We start from the raw sequence: 22,935 nt of genomic DNA on the forward strand, positions 1-22,935 counted from the left end.
GCTCCTCCACCGATGATATAGTCGACCCATTGTGAGTGCCCATATCCCCACCAAAGCACTCCTACTCGCCATTCAAGCCGACCCTTCGTCCGCCATCGCCATTGTCCGGCACTTGAATCCTGACATGGTATGTTTTTTTCTGCATGAGTCCCATAAACAGGTCGTGGAATCTCAGATCCCCCCGGCCTTGTCACGCATGCCACAGCGTTGGGACTGGATTTTCACCCCTTCCCCTGAAAGTTTTTCTGCTTGCCAGAAAGCCCTGGCTCATGGGCTTGGCCCTTTGCTAACGACCTGGAACGTGATGCCCGGGGAACTGGTGATTGATATTACCAGCGCGACCGTTGGCATGGCCTCCGCCATGGTGCTGACAGGATTTCCCTTTTCCACCAAAGTGTTGTCGTTTCCCGGCCACCCTTTTCCATCTGCTGACCAGGCCGTCGAAGCGATCACCAAATTGTTGTCGCAATCTGAAGCCTCTGCCAATCCTTGGGACGAAGAAGCGCCGCATCTGCGACACGAGACTTGTTACCATTTCAATCATGGTTCTTATGATGCGGCCGTTAAAGGGTTTCACACGTTGGAACATCGAATCAGCGGCGGACTGAAACCCTTTTATCGTGCCCTAGCCGATGTGGCACAGGGCTATAGCCTGTGGGATCAACTCCTGTATCGTCCGGCCTGGGAAAAATTAAAGGGCGGGATCAAAGCCTTGGAACTGGCCTCTGTTTGGGGCGGCCCGCCGGGCACGGATCGCCTCATTCACCTCCTCAAAGCAAACCTCTCGTTCCTTGAACGAATTGTGCTGGATTCGAAAGATATTAAGCCTGCCGTGGCTCTCGACTTATTGGCATGGGCAAAACGCCGTGGAGATCGCGGGCGTGATCTGGAAGTTGCCACTCACGTCCTCCTTCGAGCCTTGGAAGGCTTTGCTCAATCCCGTTTGTATACCCAGTACCACCTGAAAAGTTGGGATGTGAACCTCGATCAACTCCCGGAGGACCTGCGAGAAACCTGTCGCAGGCAATATCTGAATGAAATTGACGGGAAATACCGCCTTCCTTTACAGGCGCAATTTCAGGCATTGGCTGCGCTTGGAGATCCCATGGGGCAACGCTTTGTCACGGATTGGTCTAAAATGAAATCCTTATTTGATGCCGCTGATCATGCCCTACTGGGTTACGGATTTGAACCGATTAAACCCGAACGCCACCATCAACTCTATGACCTGGTGATAAAATTAAGTGGCGTGGCTCCCACCGACCTTCCAGAATTTCCAACCATGAATGTGTAGGGGAGGCGACCGGCCGGAATGGAGGTACGGGTCTATTATGAAGATACAGATTGTGGAGGAGTCGTCTACTACGCCAACTATCTAAAATACTTTGAACGAGCCCGAACGCATTACTTTGATAGCCATGGCCTGTCGGTTGCCGCATTAATACAAGAAGGAACTGAATTTCGCGTGATACGCGCTGAACTTTCCTATCGATCAGCCGCCACCTATGGAGACATCCTGGAGGTCGAGACGACGGTAGCGGCCGATCGACGAACGTCTCTCACATTTTCCCATCTCATCAAAGATCGCACCAGCAAAAGATTGGTCGTGGAAGGATCGGCAACTCTTGTGGCCGTGGATACCAACGGCAGAATCAAACGCCTCCCACCTCCTATCCTGAAAGCCCTGGGCCTCCCCCTAGGGTCCACTTCCTCCTGAGATCGCATTCCTATGGCTCTCGTCGATTCTCGACAACCGGGAATGGTGCTGACGTTCCCGCGGCTACTCTATGCGGAAGCCTTGGAGCTTCAACAGTTACTGGTTACCCAACGTCTTGAGGACCGTCGGCCCGACACGTTGTTATTGACCGAACACGAACCTGTCATCACATTGGGACGAACAACTAAGCCTGAACATTGGGAGCCTCGCTGGACCGAACTACAGCACATGGGGGTCCACCTTCATCAGACCGGGCGAGGGGGATCCGTGACCTATCATGGCCCCGGACAGATAATTGGATATCCGATTTTACGACTTCGAAATTACTGTCCTGGTCCAAAAATCTATGTCCAGCAATTGGAGGAGGTCCTGATTCGCACGTTAGCGGAATGGGGGATTACCGGATGTCGTCATGAATCGTTTCGGGGGGTGTGGGTGAAAACATCCGCCATGTGCATGGAAAAAATTGCCTCCATCGGCGTACGAATTTCCCGTGGGGTGACCATGCACGGATTTGCCTTAAACGTGAACGTCGATCTCCAACCGTTTACCCTGTTAGCGCCATGTGGCATTGAAGGCTGTACCATGACCTCCATGGCAAAGAACCTTGTGAGATCAATTGATTCGCATCTGGTGCGGACACAAATCACTCACCATTTTGGGGAGGTTTTTAGAATTGCGTGGGCGAAAGGGTAATTATTGAGAATAGCCTGCTCTCATCTTTGATTTAGTTCAGGAAGCCCCACTGCCTGCCTGTTGGTCATATTCTCCTAGAGATTGAAGCCATCTGTGAGACGTCATATATCTTATGGAGGTATGCTGGTTTGCCCTGCTCTACTCGAAAGCCATGTTTCTTTAATTTTTTACTTTTTTCCCGGCTTTCTGCTCTCTTTTTTTCAAGCTCTAATTGCTCGCCTTACCCAATGCTTTTTAAAAAACTCATACTTGGCGCGAAGAAATATTCTCCGCCTTTCAGTGTGACGAATCCTTGGAAATCAAATGCTTGGGTTTTTCTGTTTTCCCCAGCCCATTCACAAGGCCATTGTTGTTGAAGTGGTATTTTTTTATCATCTGTTTGGCCGATGATAGGATCAAGTCCACCGGTTGTGGTATTAGCCATTTGCTGCAATTGCTCAAATTGGTTCGCAATATCAGCTTGAAAACACATGAAAAGAAGACCGACTCCATTCTCAGGGTGATCCGCCATATCTTCTCTCCGTTTCCCATAAGTGATTCCCCGTCTGGCAATTCGGTGCCCCCGTTCTTCTTGTGATTGCTCACGGGGATTGACCTTTCGAATGTGTCCCTGAAAAGGACATTTGGATCCATTCCTATCATTTTGGTAGTTAAAATTATTAAAAGCGGGATCATCCATTCCATCACGCTTTTGTAGTGTAATCGGTGTCCCATCTTCAAAACGTCCTACAACCAGAGCTCCTGCTCTCTCGGCTTCTTCATCTTCAAGTTTCAATACTTCTGCTAGCTGTGCTTCAGCATCTTTAAATCCTTTCACATTCTGTTCAAGTTTTCTGAAGACAAAATAACTTCCATAGCTCTGGCTTCCTTTTCCACCGTTAGGGTCTTCTATCAGCACAGAACTGAGGGGAGTGGAGGGATCATATTGGTCAATGCCCTCCTTTCTTTTTTGGGATTCGATATCCTCCTGGAGAAAAAGAGGTTGGCTACGACCATCAACATATCCAAAGTGTTCCACGATATTTCCGTTGTTATCCAAGGGGAGTACTCTGCCCTCCTCGGTTGCGATTTCCTTTACAGCCCCCTTGGTATTTTCTATATCATCCCGCAATTCCCTGCTTTCGACTTTTAAGAGTGCTTCATTTTTGTGGGCCAAAATAATCATGGCATGGATTTCATCTCTATATGGCTTGTCCCATTCTTGGGAAGGCCGGTCATTGAGGCCTTGGCCGGAGGCTTTCATTCCCTTTCGAAATTTAGGATCAAAGGGGATTTGGTCATTTTTGAAACCTAAAGCTTGGTATCCTTTGGCAGAGAGGCCAAAACCCCTGAATGTCGTTTCCTCCCAATTTGCGCCTGAATCAAGAGCCTTCCGGCGGGCAAGAGCTACTTTTCGTTGGTGAAATGCAGTGGTGACGCTTTCTGAAAATTTCTTTACCCATTTTCTGGCTTGGGTAGTATCCTTCCCGAATTTTATGAAAATGTGAGCCGTATGATGCCGCCCGTGACCTTTAAGAATATTGCCCTGTAGGTCATCCATCATTGCTGCGTGTTGAGGGGAATCTGGATCCAGTGGAATGACTTTGGTCGGATCATGGGGGTCTAAATTATTCAGCTTCGCTGTCATTGGAGCTACTCCTTTCCGAAGCATGCGGATGAGTCGGGATACCATCCCGCTCCGACATGTTTTCCTAGGCGTCTGTTTTCCCACCGATCGCAAGCATGTATATCGTCGAATGGGTGATACCATCTAAATCCAAATACTCGTCTATCTCACGGTCAAAATAGCCGCCGATGTTGACACACCCTAACCCGAGAGCATTGGCAACAAAATTAAGATTTTGAGCAACATGCCCGGCCTCCAGTAAAATAAACCGATAGCCGCGTTCCCCGTACTCAAAAGTTGAACGTTCAAAAATAGCGGTTATGAAAATAATTATCGAGGCTCCTAGCCCAAGCTCAGGCTGGACTAGAGAAGCTGAAAATTCCCGAGTTTTTTCTACAGTTTGTAAGCGGCGTAAGCCACATTCTATTGCATTGAAATGGTATACTCCTGCTTGTAAATCCTTAATACATGCGCTGTAATAAAATAGTTCAAGTGGAAAAAGACCTCCTCCAGAAGGAACAACACGAACAGAACGTGGGATATTTGGGGTTTGGCCCACCCTGGTGCCATAGGCGAAATGAAAAATGGTTGATAATTGCTCCAGATCTAAGGTAACCGGCTTGAGGTTCCTATACGATGCTCGAGTAGTGATAGCCTCTTCCAGAGAAAAAGTTAGCGGATGATGAGGCTTGGGAAGTTTGATGAAAGGATATCATTTATACGGGAGTGATTGGTGTAAGAGAGACATGGTGGCTCAGGTTACAAATATCTGGAGTCATATGGAGCCTGCTCAAAAATCCAACCATGGGCCGCAGTAACTGGAACCAATCCAAAGCGGCCGAGCTCCCCAGACTTCAACGCAACGACCTCTCTCGTCTTCTCAAGCAAAGAAATATCCAACAGAGTACCGAAAAATCCTGAAGGCTACCGAGCTGGACCTCAAGGGAGATCCAGAACCTATGTGAGCCGTAATATATTTTAAAGAGATGTGCTTACTAGCTTCAGCTCTTTTTGCTAGGCTTATTCATCCTTCCTATATTCTTTTAATGACCAAAACTGGGTGCGAAAAAATATTCGCCACCTTTCAACCTCACGAACCTGCGGAATTTAAACGGCTTAGTTTCTCTTTTTTTTTGGCTGCCCATACAGTTGGCCTCTTGATGGAAGTCGTTCGCAAAGTGAAAACGCAAGGGGAGCTCGATGGGAGGATTTCCGCAGTTAGTAGAGGTCCTGCCCTTCTAAAAGTAAAGACCCCGATCCTGCCCCCTTTTACGCCTGCGGCGTGTTGATGGGCGCGAATGATTGTGGCATCGATCATCAGCCATTCCGTGTCGGCATCGACCGCCAGGGTATTGAAAATCATGTGCTAGATGCCGCTTTTTCCCACCGCCGGAATCGTTGGTGGAGGCCAGACCAAGGCCCGTGCCCTAAAGGTTCCTTAATCCATGAAATGGCAACGTGTATCAACGTTTTCATCAACCCTTATTCCCCGTGTTTTCAAATTCTGCTTCGCCAGTGGCGAGACTGTTCCCATCACCTAGAGTTCGATGTGACCCTTGGTCCCACGGGTGTGCTGCCGACCCACCAATTGCTGACTGGCCCGGTAAATAATTTTTCTCCATACCCCTCGATTCATTCGCCTATCAACCTAGGTCACATCATCATGTTAGGAACGCTGGTCCTCGGCTTCAGGTGATAGGAAACCCACTCCAGGAACCGTGAACAACTCCTCGCGGAATCTCTTGGCCAGAGACAAATCCTCTCGGTAGTCCATGATCCATGACCACAATTTGTCATGAGAACCAAGTTCGGCCTGCAGCGCCTCCCAGCTCCCAAAACCGTGAACATTGGCGATCTCGCCATCGGCAAGAAATCGGTGCTCCGAACTCGGTTTCCACGACCGCGCGCGCGCCTCCGCAGCCGCTTGGGTAAATGCCCGAAACCGGTAAATCATTGGGTCCAATTCCCCAGAAATCACAAGTTCCCCCCATAGGGCATCTACAATGACTTGTTCATGTTCAACCAAGTCCTTGCAAAGGTGTACCAAATCCGTCTGGCGAGCAAGGGAACGAGCCAAGTCCTCAATCCTGACTGCACGATGCTCTAGCCAGCGATTCCGATCCATGCCAGTTTTGCCAACAAGGAAGTCATCAACGATCGATTTGTCGAGCACAGAGCCGCCAGATCCATCCCCAGCCCAGGACGGGAGCAGGCTGAGCAAGGGCAAAATATACCAACGATATCGGCCACTCGCCATTAGCCAGCGCCAGATCTTATCCTTGAGCTCGTTTGGTTCGTCACTACCGATTGGATCATGTGGCAGTTCACGGGTATACTGCTGGGAAACAAACGGGCTCATTGCAGCCCGCGGACGCTGTAATAGCTCGGGGTTCTTTTGAATCATTGACATAGCCGTCCTCAGAGCCCGATTGGCGTCAATCCTTTTCAGGTCATGGGTTCGCAAAAATGTGACAAGGCTGCCATCTTCGTCGGGAATTCCGGCTCCTTGCAGGATCGACATCCAAACCCGCTCTGCATAGAATAACTCGCGAGCAACGGTGAGCACGCGGTCGGCCTGAGTCTTGGCCAGCCTCCGTTCGCGCACGGCATGTGACAGTGCATAGCGCACATTAATTAGTGGGACGGATGCAGTTAGAAGGGGGATTTCCGGGTTGAAGACCACCGCGACTTCGTCGTCTGACATCAAGGATCCCCGGCGAAATAATCGATAGATTGATCCAACTCCCTGCATACCGGCCGGCCAGCACTCGGCAGCCCGGAGCGCGCCCATGCTGGAAGCCCCCAGCACTACTCCACCATCTTGAAGAACATCAAGGATCTCCCGTGGGGAAACGGCCAACTCGTTGAAGAAGACACCATCGATAATGAGGAAAAAAGAAAATCCCAGCATCCGGGCGTGATACAGATCGCCCCGCTGTATTGGTGGAAGGATCTGAGCATCCGGCAACCACATTTGAACCTCTTCTGGAGGCAGGCTGGGACCAGCATATACAATTGGAAGGGCAATCATGATGCTTACAGAAGATAGCGAAAACAGCGCCAACCAATTCGACGCCGATTGAATGCAAATGAGGTGAGGCCAGGTATTCGCACTCTGACGACTGGAATACCGAACTCGGCGCGGGTCAGATTAAAAACAAGCGCCCGCGCAAACCCAGTGAGCCTGAGGCGTTCGAGCAAAAATTCAAGATCCTCGAGCAGGTCGCTCGCCTCGAATGTCGGAACGGTCGCAAATGACGCCCAGTGATGCGTTTGGAAATCATTCAGATGGGCCGTCGGAGTCGAACGTCTCCAGGGACTGGATATCAAATTAAACGAGTCACGCGCACCTTGGACGACTCCGACACGGGCCTGGATTGCCTCTGTGATGGATCGTAGGACTGCTACCTCTGGAGACGGACCTCCTCCAAACCCAATGAATCTCCGGGCCTTGAAGCGACCTCCGGACGGATATGCATGATCAATTAGCACGCTCCTAAAAACAGCTACTCCGATATCGGTCGTAATATCTTCAATCTGTAAGCGCTGGCCTGTGGCATTAATTCGCTCAATCCACCTGCGGCTTTCTTCCGGGAGGGACTGCGGGGCAATCCAGCGCCCTTCATGGAAATTGTTTTCAGAGCCTCCAAACATGGACCCGAACAAACGAACCCCAATCGCGTCACGTTCGATGACCTCGCACAGGCCATGTACCACCGCCTCGAGCAGAGTGTTTCCGGACGCCAGCCCATTTGTGTCTACCTGCGGGAGAACTCCTTCTCGCGGAGGACTGACTGCAAGATCAAGTGGTACCCAAACGCTTTCGTTACACAGTAAATCCCACCCTTCGACCCAGGAGATGGGAAGATCGACACGGAAACACGAATCAAAGGGAAGGTCGAAACTTCTGGGATCTACGACGCGACGTCCAGCTGCCTTTAACTCTTCAAAACTGGTGGACGTGGTCGGCCGTGATGTCTCCTCAGCAGACACACGCTCGACCGCCTCCATTAACGCACTTACCCGAGCACTCTCTGCATCAATCCCTTTGCCCATATGGGTGGTCAGATCGCGGGCAAGGGGAGTAATGGCGCTGAAAACCGGTAAACGTAGCGGGTCAAGGGGTGTCAGGTCCGCAATTCGTGTGATGGGGACACGATCCTTACACAGCAGAACTCGCGTCTCCGTCTCGTGCAGAGGTACGGTCCGGTGGGAAAGGCGACTGATCTTGCGACTGGGCGAGAATGCCCATTCCTGCGGATCTGTCTCGTAACCCATTGAGCTCACCTGGCAGACCTTAGCAGATTGTACCTTCTGGTTTTGAGTTCCATGGGTTCGACGGGGTGTCCAACGCCCGGAGGCATGCTTTGATCATGTTCAGGGATAAGTAAAAGGCCTCATTCCAGAACCAAAATGCTGGGCTGCGCGTATAGTCATTAGCAAACAGCTGCTGGGCAATCGCTGAACCAAAAGTTCATCCGCCAATGATGATGAAGTCAAAATCACGAGCTTCCCCGTGGTTACCTCCCTCCGGGGTACTGCTCGTTGCTTCATCCAGGCCATTAAAGATAAAGCGGCCAAGCACATCACGCGTAAAGTCGGTATTTTGGGGTAGGGAGATGTTTCCATTTGATGGCTCCTTATGATTGGACTCACGTCTCGATTCAGGCGTGACAAACTAGAAGTGAGCCCGATCAGTCACAAGTGAGTTGGCTACTCTACTAGAAACCAGGCGGATAATTGGCTCTGCCTAGGAAACCTGACCAAATTGAGCTTGAAGAATGCAGGCCGGTCCACATCTACTTCCTGGCCCCAACATTCAATCCTGTGCCTTTACGGTTCGATTGGCAGTCATACAACGTGTTCGCAATTGGCATTACGAAGAATCGGTATTCTCGTGATCACTATCACTCTTCTTCCCGATGGCCATCATGTAAATGGTGGAATGGGTGATTCCATCAATGCCCAAAAAGTCGTCGATCTCTCGGTCATAGAATCCACCAATATTCACAGACCCTAAGCCGAGCGTTTTTGAACAAAGATTGAGGTTTTGTGCAATATGGCCACTCTCAATGAATATAAAGCGATACCCCCGGTCACCGTACTTGAAGACAGAACGCTCAAACACAGCAGTTATGAAAACCACCAGGGAAGCTCCCAATGCTAACTCAGGTTGAACCAGCGATTTAGAAATTTGTTGGGTAGCATCACCCGTCTCAAGTCGGCGCAGGCAATGTTGGGCGGCATTGTAATGGTATAGCCCAGGCGGATGCCCTTCGATTTGCGCACTGTGGAAAAACAACTCTAAAGGATACAGTGCACCCCCCGATGGCACCACACGGAACGGTCTGGGAAAACCAGTGCCCTTATTGTCACGGGTGACACCATAAGCCGAGTAAAGGAGTGTAGAAATTTGCGTGAGGTTCAATAAGCAGGGAACAAGATCCCGATCAGACGTACGAGTCCTTATGGCCTGTTCGAGGGAGAAGTCCTGTGACAAACAGGCATCAGGCAAGTCAACGACAGGATATCCTTCATATGGTAGGGACTCTTGCAGCGCCTCGATTTTTTTTATAACTTCTTCTCGTGGCATTACCAAATAAAACCGGCCCATTTTGGAGTTCTCATGGAATAGTTCCCATAACTGATCCTCGTTTCCAGGAGGGATGAGGGTATTTTCCCACAGGTTTTTTTCAAACACAGGAATACTTCCTTAATTAGGGATACGGATGTGGGGCGGGGTTGTCCCCTGTGGATTTGGAAATACCCTTGTATCCAAGTCTTTGGGGGACTTCCCAAAGACGGTCCCCACCGAGGGCACGTACCCCATGTCCCATGAATAGAGGATGAAAGCCGGGAATCAGGGCTCGAACGACATACAGCCCCAATTCGGTGACATCAGGGGTTGTCAAGTCCACCACAAGAACACGGTGACCCAGCTTATTCATCTTTTCAAGGATAATGCTTAAATCAATCTCCGGATCTCCTGACGCCAAATTTTCAATTTCATCAAATCCAATTCGTTGTTGAGATTCAAACATGAAGTCGGCCAGGTGAGTATTGTTATGGTCACAATACAACTGAACATGAATATCCTGGTTCACAATGTTTTCAAAATTTAGTTCCGGAATACAGGGAGGGAGGTTGGTCTTGAGACTTTGAGCCAGACGTCTCGTATGCGCCAATTCCTCCAGACTTTTCCTGACCGCTTCCTCGGGATCCAAAGCCGCTGAAGCCGCGAACACCAAAGCCGGCGCGTCAGGGACCTGACTTTGCAACACAGAAAGTATGGTAGGAATGCCCACGTCCATAGTGAGATCGAGGAGCGTGACGGTACTGTTGATTCGTTCCAACCGCTGAACGAGGTCCCGATTACCGGCGCTTAATGTTTCAACTTTGATGTGGTGCCGGCCTAGGCGCGCTTGCCAGGTAATGGTAAAGGCATCGCGCTCGATAACCTCGCAAATTGCCGAAAGAATGGCTTTCGTTCGACCGCCATGGCAGGCCAGTCCGGTAGAAATCGGCTGAGTTATGGGGTGCTCTTTCTTCTCCCTATCGAAGAAATAGGGAGTGAACACCATGGCGGCTGGGACGTAGCAGGGCTTGTCTTTGACGAGATCAGAGGCTTGGACCCATCGAATAGGAGTGTGGCTATCAAAGGGAGAAAAACGAAAACCCGGTTGAGAATACTGTTTCTCACTGAAAAGCGCCCAATCGCTGGGGTGAATACATGGGAATGACGCCTCGGCAAAAGACGTAAGGGGTAGCTCCTCTTTGTTATACATCGCAGAACAATATCGTTCCACGGCTTCTCCGAGAGCCTTAGCCAAGGCAATGGCCCTGTTTGTTGATGCCCCGCCCGCACTTGAAAAATTTCTTTGTTGGCACAAAGCAAGCGTGTTACAGGCTTTGGCCGCATAATGAAAAAACGCGGGTGCCCCCGGTTGGCGTGGAGCTTGAGAAACATCTCGGATAATCCCCACCGATCGGTCTACGAGATTTTCAACCAGGTAAGAAAGCTGTTCCAAGTCCGGGGTTGAAGGAATCAAGTGATCTTTCCTCCGCGAGGGACGAAGTTTGATTTGTACGTGGTCGCAAAGGATCGAGTGGTCAGGGGGCTACAGACCGCACATCTTGGAACTTTCAACACTTTTCTTTTCATTATCTTGGATGTCAACAGATTGACCTCGATTTGATTACCAATACTCCGCAAAGGGAGGACATCGCTATACAGCTTCGTCAGTTCGAAAGCCGCAATGTCCCCTAGGATTGAAGCCATGGAGGGATGAAAACCGACCACTTTTTGACCGTTTGACGTAATAATTTCTGATGCACGCTGAACTTCTGGATCATTCATGTGAGCATTCTGGCGTTGGCGCAGACATTCATAACAAGCCGTTTCACCCGGAACAACCAACGGCCCAACATACCCTATCAAATCCTGGAGGATCACCGGAAGAAAGTGGCAGCGATTTTTGACACAGAACGCATTCCAATCCCGTATGCCCTGGTGAGTTCCCAAGTCAGAGGCAGCAATGATGCAATTTACAGACGCGGGCTCGATGTGGTCTTCCCATTCCCTCAACTCCATGGGTTCGCTGAGGTTGGGAGACCACCTGGCCTCCAACAAATTCCCTTCATCATCGAACAGGTCAGGATTGCGCATGCAGGGGTCATCCACCACCTGAAAATTTTCTACCCCTACGTCGGTGAGGGAGGAAATGAGGCGTCGGGAAATACTGTTCACCCCAATGATGACGAGGTTCCGACTGTTCAATCGTGTGGTGACCTGATCAGTAGAAACCCCGAAATGCCAATAAAAAATATCTAACGAGCTTTCGGGAATATTGGGGGAGGGTTCAGTCACCTCGCTAGGCACCAGGAGGCGCCTAGCGAGCAACATGTCAATGAGATGCTCTACAGCCTGACGGTCATCAGGGCTGAACTGATTGAAGATCTCTTCACGGGTGAGGCCCTTCTCATCAGCAAGGTTCAGGATATGCGCCACTATCTCTATGGCGCCATCGGGCACCTTGACCTCCGTACACCCTCGCTTAAGGAGGATGCCATCCTTCAGCCTAATGATTTGGATCGATGATGCCTTCAACTTCATTTATCCACACGTGCAACAGGCTTCGCAGGCATACTCGGCTTCAGCAGCAGCCCCGTGGGAGCCTAAATAGTTCATTCCTGTATGAAGCTCAAGCGCCTTAATGACACTTGCCATTTGGTCATGAGTTATTTTCATTGCTCCCTCTCTAGCGGGGGGCGTCCTTTCGCGAAACCCCGATAACCTCATCAAATCGCCTATTGTAATACCTTTGACAGCTTCCCAAGTCGTCGGATTGTGGAGGCCCGCAGTATCACAGACGGCCTCTGAAACTATCCCAGGCCGGCCGCCTCCTTTATCCGTAAAAGCAAATGCCTCTCTCTTGTCTCTTGTCTCTACATCTGGCATCTTACACCTCCCTTATTGATTGAAGTTTGTGGCCCTTTAAGGCCTCCTGACGATAATTAATTAGTAACCAAAATTTTTCTAAAACTTGTGTGTCACAGAATGTCCAGGTTGGGGAATTTACCTTACCTAACCTCCTTCAATATTTTTTGTAGGTGTTTGCAACTCTTACTATCTTTGCACTTACGGCAATCTAATAGTCAGCCAGCACAGCACCCGGCTTTTGATGGTTTCCCCGAGTGGATTTTCTTTATGTTTGTCATTCAGGGCATTGAATGCTGAAACCGCTAATTCCGCCCTATTGTTCCAAAACCGATAGCCCCCGCGAAGGTTGAGTAGGATATAGCTGCCTACCCTTTCGTTCGGTGCAGGAAATCCGCCTGGGAAGGTTGAGAACGTCGTGAATAACGGGCCAATGGGATAATCCGCTGACCCGACAAAATGAAACGCTGCCTCTCCGTTGAGGCCATTGTCCAAATCTGCCCGCAGGCCACCATTGACCTTCCATTGGGGGCCTCCTCGTCTGACTCTTCCTACAAGGCTTTGGCTGATGTCCTGGTAGGAGACATTGGCGAAGCCTGTCAGCCAGGGCATCATCAGAAACTCGGCTCCCCCCTCTACCCCTTGAATGGTGGCTTCCCCGGATGCATTGGCAAAGGTGAGGCTTGGTCCGACTCCGGTATTTTCCTGTCCGATCAAATCCTTCAGGTTATTGAGAAAGACGGCAGCTTGTGTTCTGAGTCGATGTTTGAAAAACCACCCCTGATAGGCCAACTCATACGAGGTGATTTTTTCCGGTTTGAGATTTTCCGATCCAGTCAAGGAACCTATTGTGGTGGAGGGGGGAACGAAGGGGGGAAACCCCGGGAAAGTGACGGCCGCTCGTGAGTCCGTATGCGTTTCAAAAATCGTGGGAGCGCGGTAGGCTATCGCAGCGGTCAGACGAAAGGAATGGTTTTCAGATGGCTTGAAAATCAGAGAGCCCCGCGGGCTATAGGTCGGATTGATATAGGTGTCCATATCAAAACGAAGCCCCGCCACCGCAGTAAGCATCGAAATGGGCTTCCATTCCTCTTGCACGTACAGCCCCAACCGATTTTCATGGTTAGAACCGGAGAGAAAGTTGCTGGTCGTGCTGTTATATCGATAGTTGAGGCCGTAGGTCAGCTCGCTGGTTGCCCCCATTCTCAGGCGGTGCTGACCCTCAACGTTATAGCTATTCCAATTCAAGTTTTGCTTTGAACTACCGTTTTCTGGACTGAAGAAACTGATAAAGGGTGAAATGTTCGGCGAAAAGGCGTTTACGTCGCCTGGCTGCTGGAGGTTAGTCCAATATCCCCTGAGAAAATAGTTGGCTCCCTCATAGGCCGCATTGACATACCCTTGCTCAGGTTCCTGAGAGATCACGACCGTATCAACAATTGGACCCTCATACTGACTCGAAGTCAAAAACCCCCCGGATAGTTTCACGGCGGTATCATCTGGAAGCGCATAGGTCGTGGCAATGTTGAATTTGTTTGACCCGAAGGCTTTCTTGTCGCGGTCATCCCATTCATTGGTCTGATCATAGCCATAGGAGATGCGATAGGAGAGATCTTCAAACCGTCCTCCATATATGGCTGAAAGCATGACGGTGGAAAATTCTCCCCCACCAGCTTGAACCGTGAGCCCCTTCATTTCTTCCGCGCTCTTCGTAATAATATTGATGACGCCATCATACGCATTGAATCCATAGATCGCCGAAGCGGGGCCTTTGAGTACTTCGATTTGCTTGATTTCCGGCAAGGTAATTGGAATTGCTTTCCACAGCATTTCCCCCTGGGGATCCAGGTAGATCGAACGCCCATCCACCAACACCAAGAGTTTGTTGGCTCTGGATTGATTGTCCCCCCTCATGCTGACGTTGAAATCGGCACCGGTCATTTGGATGACTTCCAGACCGGGTATACGCCGGAGGACGGTGGGCAGATCCGTTGCTCCGGATTGGCGGATGTCTGCATCGGTAATGACATAGACATTGGAGGGAGCCTCTGAAATTGGCTGCTCATGCGCAGCGGCAATACTGACGTTTTCTTCTTTGAGGAATTCTAAATCTTCTTTGATGAGGGCCAGATCAATGGCTGCCGGAGTCGTTTGGTTCTGTTCTTCTGAACCTGCATAGAGGTTCGTATTGGCAAAGAGGCAGAGGGTGCCGCCTATGAGCCCGGAGAATAAGAAGTGAATAAAACGCTTTTCCATTGGACTCATTCGTTCTTGTTAGCTTTCACCTGGTTCTACGTCACCCAGCTGCTTCTTTAATATGGCCCGCAGGGTGCGCCCCTTGCTTTCATAGAAGATAGGAGGCCTCCTTTATATGGTTCCCGTATCCTGATTTTCCCATTTTTATCAATCTGGTTACCCCCGTCCTCATGGCCTAGTCCCCATAATATAAAATCCGGTTGCCGCCCCAAAAAATTTCCCAGCCGTATTATCCTTTGCCAGTTCTTGCATTAAGGTTTCTGCCTTTCGGCCAGAAAGTTTGCCCGCCTTCACGGCAAGGGCCACAGTCGGCCCGATTCTCCAGGCTAGGTTGGCCAGGGCCAAGTCGGAAAATACATAGGTTCCTGCCCCCACGGCGATGCCCTCGAATCCGGCTTCTTTAAAGATCACCGGAAGGGCATGTCCCATTCCCGGATGCCGAATACCGTTTTGAAGGAGTCTGCGGAGCATGGTGCTGCGCCTGGCACTGCCGGTGGTGATGACCAGAGTGTCCCAGTCGGCTTCCAGCGAAAGGATTGTTCCGCGGGATTTGAGGACGCGAAACATCTCACGTGCTGCCTTTCGAGGGTTGGGAAGATGCATGAGCACACGGCTGGCCCAGCATCCGTCAAAAGTGCGATCGGGAAACTCAAGTTGCTGCGCGTCCCCCAGCCCAGATTCCACATTGATGGGCAGTTCTTTGGCCCGTTTCCTGGCTTCGTTGAGCTGGTGGCGACTGGCATCGATCCAGATGCCTTGGCCTTTCTCCCCGACCGTCTCTCCTAACGCGAAGGCGTCATGGCCGATTCCGCATCCCACGTCTAAGAGCCGAGCCCCTTTTTTGGGACTGAACATCTGTATGAGTGCTTGCTGGTTGGCCCAATATTGTGGATTGCCGGTTGTCTGATCAAGAAACCAAATCAAGCTTTGGGGATCGTCTGCTCCATCGACAGAGGAAAACTCGCTGAGTAATTTTCTTTGCTCTCCTGTTCTTTGTCGTAAAGACGTGGTTGCGCCAAACTTTCTTAACTTTCCGTGGCCATTGAGTAGGCTTTCCTGAACCGATTTCTTGCCAATCGTTCCCATTACAGTAAACATTCGCTTCACCGGAGAGGATTTCTAAGGACTAACTACCTGCATTCTCTGTCTCTCTTTTTTAAACCCTTCTTAATCATGAATATTTTGATAAGGCTAGACTACATTGTTTTCGCTTAAAGATTTCGAAGGAACGGAAAGGGTCACGACTCCCTCTTGTCTTTGGAAGTTCTGGCGACCGACAGGTTACGGTTCGTTTTTGACTGAAGCTGTCGTGAAAAATGGATGGTGGAGGGACTCTCGAAATGGGCTGTTCGTGGACTATGTCGATGCTCATCGATTCTGCCTGAATGAATGTCATTTTCTCCTTCACCTCCTTGAGATCGGCATACATCATTGAAGAGCGATCGATAGGAACCGACGCCATTTCCGCTCAGGTCAAATCATAGTTGAGGGTGTCCTTTGCCAAGATCATGAAAAAATCCGCAGTTACCTAGAACCACAAGGAGGGTCCACTCCGGCTGCACATTCGGTAACCTCCAAGGGAAACATCCGACAGAAGATATCGGGCTTGATGAACATGACCTTCTCACCAAGGATTCCTGCCTAATTTTCGAGTAGTTGCAAAAGTAAGTCCTCGACTTGTTTAAAAATTGCTTCAGTCTCCTTAAGGATCACGGTGAGATTGAAAGCATTGAAAAAATATTTAAATTTGAAATTTTCTTCACTCATTTTGATTTTCCGGTTTTTAAAGGAAAAAATAAGTTCGTATCCAATTAGATACCATGCGTATCTTTTTGGATAACAAAAGGTTGTGGGAATCGTTGTTGTAGATGCTCAGACCAGACGAATGGAAATGCGCTACACGGTGCGCGGAGGGAAAGAACCCTTAAATCTGACGGGAAACTGGAAGGACAAAATCAATGGTGAAAGACAGGTCAATACGAAGGTTGAATTCGGAAGTGATCCCGAAAATGAACGGAAGAATGTTCCCTGCTCGGGCGGAGATTGAAAAATGATTAATCAATCAGAAACAGCGGCAGAGGTTTGTGGATAAATCATTAACATTCATTAGTCAAAAAGGAAAGGTGCCGTCTGCCCTGTCATCATCAACCTACCCTGTAAGAATACTCATCCCGTCGTTCCGAACCGGATTGGGAAAACCCCCTGGCGGATTCTTCTCTGCCATACTCCTCGGTACGCAGTCCGCTTCACCATTCCCCCGCGCCGCTTCTGTTGTACCGGCTGAGAATCTTCTTTTGTGCTGCCTCCCTTCTCTGTAGGATGTTCCTACTGTTCGTGTGAGGCCTCCAAAGTCTACTCCGACTGAGTGTGCTGGGTGACGTGGTTAACAACTCTCTTCGATAGATCTCTCCCGTTTGCAAATGATTGAAAGTGGTAATCGGCGCCATTGTATGCCCACCCTTTCCATATTTCAAGGGCTTTTCTTTTTTAAAAAAAGGCAATTTCCTTCGGAAAACTGGTTAAATAGGTCTATGGAAACCAACAAAAGTTGGGCAGGACGGGGCAGGTGGTAAAAGAGGATTAAGGGGGAATCTGCCAGTCCCCGGATTTCTTGGCATTTCCGATATCCTTCATTCGAACTCTATCCTGACCATTTCCAGTTGGGTTTCAGCCCTTCGATTACAACTTGCAGGCCTGGGAACAACACGCCGCGAAAAAAGAGGGGAAGCAGTTAGGACAAAGGGCACGTCCAATGATAAGGAGGTCGGACTAAGTCTTTTCCTCTGCTTCTTCTTTACAAAAACGGAGGAGACTTTAAGAATCAATCATTTTCGGAATCAATCCTTTCTTCTATTTTTCATACTCCCCAGCCGCCGCTCACGTGGAGGTTGGCTCCCGTCACATAGCGAGCCTCGTCAGATAGGAAATAACGAACGGCTTGAACGATATCTTCGATTTCCCCGATATAACCGGCCGGAATTTTTTTTGCTATCCCGTCCAGTTCTCCAGGCGGCGCGCTCCCGGAATCGATAAATCCCGGTGAAATCGCATTCACGGTAATGCCATCCGGGGCCAACATTTTCGCCAGGGTCCTGGTAAGAATGAGCACGCCGGCTTTAGCTATATAATGGGCGGTCACATGCGGTTGGGCTTCCATTTTGTCCGCGTTGGCCATGCTGAACGAAATAATGCGGCCAGATTTTCTGGCTTTCATCCCCGGCGCCACGGCCTTCGCGAGGTAAAAAATCGGATGGAGATTATTTGTGAACATGTCCGACCATCCCTCAACAGTTTCCTCAAACAGTGAGATGCGATGGTAAGGCCCGGCCCCGTTAATCAGCGTATCAATCTTGCCCCAGGCACCTTCCACCTGCTGAACAAGCTGTGTTGCCGCGACAGGGTCGGAGACATCACATTGAATGGCCAACGCCTTTCCACCCCGTTCCTCGATGCCACGTTTGACTGCCTCAGCTTCCTGCTGACTGGTACGATAGCAAAGAGCCACCCACCAACCCTTGTCCGCCAAGTCCAGCGCGATACCCCGTCCAATTCCTCTGGCCCCGCCGGTGATCAACGCCACACGGTCAATCATTTCTCATCTCTCCTGTGATAGTCGTGCAGACACTCCCGTCATTCAAAAAGAATGATTATTCCCTTATTCCCGGTTGGTCAATCGCTTAGCCAACTCCTGCAACACATTTTTGGTGCGAGAAGAAAACATCTGATTCTGCCGATCTTTCGAATCCCGGATACACATGCGAAGATCCTCCACCGTATCAAGATCACGAAGTTGCGGTAGGATTTTTAACGATAGGCCCAGCATTTTTGCCTTCTGCTCTGTAAGGGCATATACCTGCTCCGTGGACCACGGTATGTTCTCAAACAGTTCCGGCACGGGAGTGCGCAGCCCGATTAAATAATACCCGCCATCCATGGTGGGACCTAACACGACATCATGATCGTGAAGACTGTCGAGTGCCGTTGTGAGAAGCGGACCATTTATGCCGGGAATGTCCGTTCCAATCACCACCACCGAACGATATGGGGAACCGAGCGCTTGTTTGAATGCTGATGCCATGCGAGTCCCCAGATCGTCCCCTATTTGATCCCAGACCGGAATCTTAAATCGAGCCTCCATGGCCCGAAAGAAGGGATGATGGGGAGAGGGCGTTCCGGCCAGGATGCGATCATAGCCCCTGAGCGATTGGCATCGCTCCAGGATATCTAAGACGAGACTGCCGTGGAGACTGGCTGCCTCATCAGGCGTGAGAGGCGGACATAGGCGTGTTTTGACTTGACCGGCAACCGGTGCCTTCGCAAAGACAATAATTGCCGACGTCGCAGGCGGGAGAGATCGACGTCTCCCACCCTGACTCTGGTGTGATGGACGTGATCGACGTACAGCTGGGTCGTTACCGGACGGTGTCATAATACTGCTGAAGACGACGCGGATCCCATCCTAGCCAATACCATGTGCGGAGCGTCCACATGCGCACGATTGTGCGGAGAGGGCCCTGCTGTTCCCACCGACGAAACGAGGTAATGACCTTCGCTCGCAGAGACGCGATCGTGCCAACTCGCTTCATCCGGCGGCTAAATTCAATATCTTCCATAAGAGGAATATTCGCAAAGCCCCCCAACTCTTTAAACACGGAACGTCGCACAAACATGGCTTGATCGCCAGTGAAGATCCCCGACCAGCGTGAGCGCAGATTCATGAGCCGGCTCACCATCCATGCATACCCAGTGTCCCGTGGAAATCGTACATCAAACCGGCCACCGACACACTGCGGATCATCCATGGCGTCTGCTATCACCTGCCTGGCATTGTCTGGCAACTGGGTGTCAGCATGCAAAAATACCAAAATTTCGGAGTTGGCCAAAGCTGCCCCGGCGTTCATTTGGGAAGCCCGCCCACATGGACCGGAAATGATCTGATAGCGGAAATTGGATGTCGATTCCAATATCTTTCTGGCCACATCCACCGTGCCATCCCGGCTTCCTCCATCTACCACAATAATTTCCTCGAACCCCAGTGGTATCAGGATGGGCAACAGAGCCGGCAAAGCCTTCTGTTCATTCAAGACCGGAATGATCACGGCGATGCCCATGGAAAACCTAATGGTTGACGCACAATAGGAAAGACTAAGAATTAAGAACGTTGGGCTACGAGCCGGCGGGTTTCTTGGGATTTTTGAACATAAAAAACACGACGACCCCGATCGTGCCCCAGTAAATCAGATACTTATGCCAAAATAACACTTCTCCAAAATGCATAAATGCCATCGCGCAAAGCAGAGACACCGCCATCACCGTATAACGGACGGTGAGGTTGTCCACGGAGGAATAGGCCCACATGGCCATTCCTGAAAAATAAATAATCATGGGGAAGATGCTGATTTCCGCACCGGTACTGGCGGACAAAAAAACCTGCAGAAACCCGATAAAAACCATGGCGGACCCCACCATACGCATGGCCACCTGCATCTGCAGGTTTTCTTGATCCTCCGGGTCCTCATCCCTGACTGGCGGACGGGGAGGCACTGGCTTGGGGGCAACAGGGTCGGTCGACTGAGGTGGTTCGGTTTCTGTACTCATAATTACCACTTAAAATGTTTGCTGAGTGTGAGGCCCTGCTGGTAATAGGAAGACCCCAACGCCGATCCATATAACTGCGTGGGAATGTCCCGCATCTTCTCGTAAACGACCTTAAAAAACGTCTGTCCGTCATGAATACGGAAAGGCACATCGTGAGGACGGACCTCCAAGACCACCTGGGTGCCTTTCCGGCTGCTGTTGGCATAGCCAAACCCAGGATCGAAAAACCCCGCATAATGGGTACGCAATTCCCCGCAGGCGGCTTCATACGCCACCATTTCCGATGAATAGCCAGGAGGAACCTGGATTCGTTCCTTGGAGGCCAGGATATAGAACTCTTCCGGCTCCAACAGCATGGTAGCGGTGGCATTGCGTTTTAGCGGTTCCCAAAAATCGGAGGCCGCATAATGGCCTACCAGACTGAGATCAATAACATGGCTGTTCTTTTTTGCCCGGTACCCCACAATCGACTCGGAATGGTCACTCGATCCTTGCAAATCGACACTTAAAAACAGACCGTTATTTACCCGGAGTTCCTTGGCCGATAAGGCCAGATCCGTTTTCCCGGAATCTCCATTGTGATACAGCAACGGGGTCTTGCGATGAACGACTCGCAACCCTGAATCCGAGACCATGGGTTTGCCAGACATTAATCGTAATTGGTTGAGGGCCAATCCAGCCTGCACACGTATGGTAAACGACCGGGGCACAATTTCCAAAAATAACGGGCCTTCATACCCGGAGCGGATTTCATCAAACCCCATATGGAGATCAGTCACCACGCGGGTAAAAATATCCAATCTCCCCGTGGAACTTTTTGGATTCGTTCGACCGCGGATATCTTTGGGCAGCTTCACCCGCTCCATCAAGGGCACGAGGTAGACATGGCCCTTTTCCAGAATTGCGCCATTGGTCAGATCCATATCGTACATCACCATATCGGACCGGTAGAGGTCCTCGATTGTAAACTGTGATTGCTGATCTGAGGGTTCTGGCAGAAAACTGCTCAAGAGACGGTAGGCCTTCGTTCCCAGCCGTAAATCGAGACTGGCCGGTTGAATTTGGCGGGAGGTGATGGGCACATCGGCCCGGATCACCTTTTGACGAACCAGCGCACGAAGGTGTTGAAAGGACAGAATGCCCGTCTTCTTAGCATCGACCATTAATAGTCATCCATGGCGCCGGCACCGCACATATCCTGGGATGCAGGGGCGCCTACCATGGGGAGCTCACGCCCGTTTCCCGATGCCGGCTGAGGATAATGATAGGTTTTATTTTCGTAATTTTTTAATACGGCCCCGTTTTCATCCAAATTCAATAAATAATCGTTAGGCAATAGCGGGATCTTTCCGCCACCTCCTGGCGCATCAATGACAAAGTGGGGAACGGCCATGCCACTCGTATGCCCTTGAAGAGATTGAATCATTTTCAACCCCGTTTCTACCGGCGTCCGGAAATGATTCGTCCCCTTGGTGAGATCGGCTTGATACAGGTAATAGGGTTTCACTCTGGCCAACAACAGTTGATGCATCAGCCGTTTCATGATTTCAGGGTCATCATTGACACCTTTCAGCAATACGGTTTGAGCACCCAAGGGCACCCCGGCATCCGCCAATCGACCGCAAGCCTCCTTGACCTCCGGCGTCAACTCATCCGGATGGTTGAAATGCAAATTCATATAAATTGGATGGAAGCGCTTCACGATCTCACACAATTCTGGAGTAATGCGTTGAGGGAGAGTTCCTGGCACGCGGGTCCCAAACCGAATCAATTCTAAATGCGGGATGGACCGAAGACCTTTCAGAATTCTCTCAATGAGACGATCAGGCAACAACAACGGGTCACCGCCGGACAGGATGACATCCCGTACTTCAGTATGCTCTTTAAGGTACGCCACCGCTCGATCCAGTTCACCCTTTTTGAGAAACCCCGGTTTCCCCACCAGTCGCTTTCTCGTGCAAAACCGACAATAGATTGGACATTGGTTGGTCACCATCAACAATACGCGATCAGGATATCGGTGAACCAAATGAGGAACCGGGCTGTCCGTATCTTCTTCCAACGGATCGTCAGGGGCATCGATATCATCCAATTCGATGGCCTCAGGGACTACCTGCTTCCAGATCGCATCCCCTTTACTTTTAATCGTGGCCAGCACTGTCGGAGTAATTCGCATTGGATAGGGCCCCACGACGGCTTCCACCTCCTTGGGATCGACCCCCAGATACTTGGCTAAATCCTTGGGTTTGGTGATACTTGCGGCGAGGACCTTTTTCCAATCATCCATAGCTTAATGATTCCTTTCATCAAGGTTGCTGGAGGGTAGCTTGGTGGTTTCCCCGGAGGGAGTCCCATGGTCTTCGTAGTCGTCCAGATATGCCAGGATATCGGATGTCTCCGTCAACACCGTTTCTCCATGAACCAACACCGGGACATAATTCTGTCCCGAGACTTCATACAAATTTTTCCGGAAAGGTCGTACATCGGGCACAACTTCATCTTCGTAGGACAGACCCAACTCAGCCAACCTCTCGCGGACGACTTGGCATTCCGGGCACCATTCTGTGTGATACAGTTTCATGCGGTTAAGAGTATCAGACATGTCAACTAGGGGTCTTCTCCATG

Annotated in this window: 20 protein-coding genes and 1 pseudogene; 3 read left to right on the forward strand and 18 right to left on the reverse strand. The window is 50.3% G+C overall.

Going from position 1 to position 22,935, the window contains the following annotated elements:
- The first annotated feature begins 31 nt into the window (after nucleotides 1-31).
- Genes ACTRXD_RS08815 through lipB form a run of 3 tightly spaced genes read left to right on the forward strand, consistent with a single transcriptional unit; the run spans nucleotide 32 to nucleotide 2,413 of the window.
- Entirely contained in the window at nucleotides 32-1,294 is a 1,263-nt protein-coding gene (locus tag ACTRXD_RS08815) for a TIGR02710 family CRISPR-associated CARF protein (protein WP_442431450.1), read from the forward strand.
- A gap of 18 nt (nucleotides 1,295-1,312) precedes the next feature.
- Nucleotides 1,313-1,717 carry an acyl-CoA thioesterase gene (locus ACTRXD_RS08820; RefSeq protein ID WP_442431451.1) on the forward strand — a complete coding sequence of 135 codons (405 nt, stop codon included), beginning with the start codon at nucleotides 1,313-1,315 and terminating at the stop codon, nucleotides 1,715-1,717.
- Between the two features lie 12 nt (nucleotides 1,718-1,729).
- Nucleotides 1,730-2,413 carry a lipoyl(octanoyl) transferase LipB gene (gene lipB / locus ACTRXD_RS08825; protein ID WP_442431452.1) on the forward strand — a complete coding sequence of 228 codons (684 nt, stop codon included), beginning with the start codon at nucleotides 1,730-1,732 and terminating at the stop codon, nucleotides 2,411-2,413.
- Between the two features lie 220 nt (nucleotides 2,414-2,633).
- Here lipB and ACTRXD_RS08830 read toward each other — a convergent pair whose 3' ends face one another.
- The 18 genes and pseudogenes from ACTRXD_RS08830 to ACTRXD_RS08915 form a co-directional block, all read right to left on the reverse strand.
- Entirely contained in the window at nucleotides 2,634-4,163 is a 1,530-nt protein-coding gene (locus ACTRXD_RS08830; RefSeq protein ID WP_442431453.1) for a Dyp-type peroxidase, read from the reverse strand.
- Nucleotides 4,105-4,722, reverse strand: a complete 618-nt coding sequence (locus ACTRXD_RS08835; protein ID WP_442431729.1) for a SagB/ThcOx family dehydrogenase — start codon at nucleotides 4,720-4,722, stop codon at nucleotides 4,105-4,107. Before ACTRXD_RS08835 ends, ACTRXD_RS08830 begins: the two co-directional genes overlap by 59 nt.
- A 549-nt stretch (nucleotides 4,723-5,271) precedes the next feature.
- Nucleotides 5,272-5,367, reverse strand: a pseudogene (locus tag ACTRXD_RS08840) (IS5/IS1182 family transposase); the annotation flags it as partial.
- 318 nt (nucleotides 5,368-5,685) lie between these two features.
- Nucleotides 5,686-7,050, reverse strand: a complete 1,365-nt coding sequence (locus ACTRXD_RS08845) for a TfuA-like protein (protein WP_442431454.1) — start codon at nucleotides 7,048-7,050, stop codon at nucleotides 5,686-5,688.
- A 5-nt stretch (nucleotides 7,051-7,055) separates the two neighbouring features.
- Nucleotides 7,056-8,297: a YcaO-like family protein gene (locus ACTRXD_RS08850; protein WP_442431455.1), complete on the reverse strand. Its 1,242-nt coding sequence runs from the start codon at nucleotides 8,295-8,297 to the stop codon at nucleotides 7,056-7,058.
- Nucleotides 8,298-8,895: 598 nt separating this feature from the next.
- Nucleotides 8,896-9,720, reverse strand: coding sequence for a SagB/ThcOx family dehydrogenase (locus ACTRXD_RS08855; protein ID WP_442431456.1), 825 nt, complete (start codon nucleotides 9,718-9,720; stop codon nucleotides 8,896-8,898).
- Nucleotides 9,721-9,736: 16 nt separating this feature from the next.
- Nucleotides 9,737-11,068 carry a YcaO-like family protein gene (locus tag ACTRXD_RS08860; RefSeq protein ID WP_442431457.1) on the reverse strand — a complete coding sequence of 444 codons (1,332 nt, stop codon included), beginning with the start codon at nucleotides 11,066-11,068 and terminating at the stop codon, nucleotides 9,737-9,739.
- Nucleotides 11,065-12,132: a TOMM precursor leader peptide-binding protein gene (locus tag ACTRXD_RS08865; RefSeq protein ID WP_442431458.1), complete on the reverse strand. Its 1,068-nt coding sequence runs from the start codon at nucleotides 12,130-12,132 to the stop codon at nucleotides 11,065-11,067. The genes ACTRXD_RS08860 and ACTRXD_RS08865 overlap by 4 nt, the downstream gene beginning before the upstream one ends.
- Complete coding sequence (locus ACTRXD_RS08870) at nucleotides 12,133-12,267, reverse strand: hypothetical protein (protein WP_442431459.1); 135 nt, start codon at nucleotides 12,265-12,267, stop codon at nucleotides 12,133-12,135.
- Nucleotides 12,268-12,657: 390 nt separating this feature from the next.
- On the reverse strand, nucleotides 12,658-14,712 hold the full coding sequence (locus ACTRXD_RS08875; RefSeq protein ID WP_442431460.1) for a TonB-dependent receptor plug domain-containing protein: 2,055 nt from the start codon (nucleotides 14,710-14,712) through the stop codon (nucleotides 12,658-12,660).
- A 168-nt stretch (nucleotides 14,713-14,880) separates the two neighbouring features.
- Nucleotides 14,881-15,810, reverse strand: coding sequence for a methyltransferase domain-containing protein (locus tag ACTRXD_RS08880; RefSeq protein ID WP_442431461.1), 930 nt, complete (start codon nucleotides 15,808-15,810; stop codon nucleotides 14,881-14,883).
- A gap of 1,759 nt (nucleotides 15,811-17,569) precedes the next feature.
- Nucleotides 17,570-18,304, reverse strand: a complete 735-nt coding sequence (locus ACTRXD_RS08885) for an SDR family NAD(P)-dependent oxidoreductase (protein WP_442431462.1) — start codon at nucleotides 18,302-18,304, stop codon at nucleotides 17,570-17,572.
- A 63-nt stretch (nucleotides 18,305-18,367) separates the two neighbouring features.
- Entirely contained in the window at nucleotides 18,368-19,141 is a 774-nt protein-coding gene (locus ACTRXD_RS08890; protein ID WP_442431463.1) for a TIGR04282 family arsenosugar biosynthesis glycosyltransferase, read from the reverse strand.
- Nucleotides 19,125-19,823: a TIGR04283 family arsenosugar biosynthesis glycosyltransferase gene (locus tag ACTRXD_RS08895; RefSeq protein WP_442431464.1), complete on the reverse strand. Its 699-nt coding sequence runs from the start codon at nucleotides 19,821-19,823 to the stop codon at nucleotides 19,125-19,127. The genes ACTRXD_RS08890 and ACTRXD_RS08895 overlap by 17 nt, the downstream gene beginning before the upstream one ends.
- A 55-nt stretch (nucleotides 19,824-19,878) precedes the next feature.
- Nucleotides 19,879-20,310: a hypothetical protein gene (locus ACTRXD_RS08900; protein WP_442431465.1), complete on the reverse strand. Its 432-nt coding sequence runs from the start codon at nucleotides 20,308-20,310 to the stop codon at nucleotides 19,879-19,881.
- A gap of 2 nt (nucleotides 20,311-20,312) precedes the next feature.
- Nucleotides 20,313-21,473: a 2'-deoxycytidine 5'-triphosphate deaminase gene (locus tag ACTRXD_RS08905; protein WP_442431466.1), complete on the reverse strand. Its 1,161-nt coding sequence runs from the start codon at nucleotides 21,471-21,473 to the stop codon at nucleotides 20,313-20,315.
- Nucleotides 21,473-22,597 (reverse strand): KamA family radical SAM protein, encoded by a 1,125-nt coding sequence (locus tag ACTRXD_RS08910; protein ID WP_312743053.1) that lies wholly within the window; start codon nucleotides 22,595-22,597, stop codon nucleotides 21,473-21,475. Before ACTRXD_RS08910 ends, ACTRXD_RS08905 begins: the two co-directional genes overlap by 1 nt.
- A gap of 3 nt (nucleotides 22,598-22,600) precedes the next feature.
- A complete protein-coding gene (locus ACTRXD_RS08915) occupies nucleotides 22,601-22,912 on the reverse strand; it encodes a glutathione S-transferase N-terminal domain-containing protein (protein ID WP_442431467.1) in 312 nt (103 codons plus the stop codon).
- Nucleotides 22,913-22,935: the final 23 nt, after the last annotated feature.

Source organism: Nitrospira sp. T9, from assembly GCF_052156535.1.
In the GTDB taxonomy this organism is placed as follows: domain Bacteria; phylum Nitrospirota; class Nitrospiria; order Nitrospirales; family UBA8639; genus Nitrospira_E.

Coding starts and splice junctions, on each gene's coding strand:
- ACTRXD_RS08820 (WP_442431451.1), top strand. CDS start 1,313: ATGGAGGTACGGGTCTATTATGAAGATACAGATTGTGGAGGAGTCGTC.
- lipB (WP_442431452.1), top strand. CDS start 1,730: ATGGCTCTCGTCGATTCTCGACAACCGGGAATGGTGCTGACGTTCCCG.
- ACTRXD_RS08830 (WP_442431453.1), bottom strand. CDS start 4,163: ATGGTATCACCCATTCGACGATATACATGCTTGCGATCGGTGGGAAAA.
- ACTRXD_RS08845 (WP_442431454.1), bottom strand. CDS start 7,050: ATGATTGCCCTTCCAATTGTATATGCTGGTCCCAGCCTGCCTCCAGAA.
- ACTRXD_RS08850 (WP_442431455.1), bottom strand. CDS start 8,297: ATGGGTTACGAGACAGATCCGCAGGAATGGGCATTCTCGCCCAGTCGC.
- ACTRXD_RS08865 (WP_442431458.1), bottom strand. CDS start 12,132: ATGAAGTTGAAGGCATCATCGATCCAAATCATTAGGCTGAAGGATGGC.
- ACTRXD_RS08870 (WP_442431459.1), bottom strand. CDS start 12,267: ATGAAAATAACTCATGACCAAATGGCAAGTGTCATTAAGGCGCTTGAG.
- ACTRXD_RS08875 (WP_442431460.1), bottom strand. CDS start 14,712: ATGGAAAAGCGTTTTATTCACTTCTTATTCTCCGGGCTCATAGGCGGC.
- ACTRXD_RS08880 (WP_442431461.1), bottom strand. CDS start 15,810: ATGTTTACTGTAATGGGAACGATTGGCAAGAAATCGGTTCAGGAAAGC.
- ACTRXD_RS08885 (WP_442431462.1), bottom strand. CDS start 18,304: ATGATTGACCGTGTGGCGTTGATCACCGGCGGGGCCAGAGGAATTGGA.
- ACTRXD_RS08890 (WP_442431463.1), bottom strand. CDS start 19,141: ATGACACCGTCCGGTAACGACCCAGCTGTACGTCGATCACGTCCATCA.
- ACTRXD_RS08895 (WP_442431464.1), bottom strand. CDS start 19,823: ATGGGCATCGCCGTGATCATTCCGGTCTTGAATGAACAGAAGGCTTTG.
- ACTRXD_RS08900 (WP_442431465.1), bottom strand. CDS start 20,310: ATGAGTACAGAAACCGAACCACCTCAGTCGACCGACCCTGTTGCCCCC.
- ACTRXD_RS08905 (WP_442431466.1), bottom strand. CDS start 21,473: ATGGTCGATGCTAAGAAGACGGGCATTCTGTCCTTTCAACACCTTCGT.
- ACTRXD_RS08910 (WP_312743053.1), bottom strand. CDS start 22,597: ATGGATGATTGGAAAAAGGTCCTCGCCGCAAGTATCACCAAACCCAAG.
- ACTRXD_RS08915 (WP_442431467.1), bottom strand. CDS start 22,912: ATGTCTGATACTCTTAACCGCATGAAACTGTATCACACAGAATGGTGC.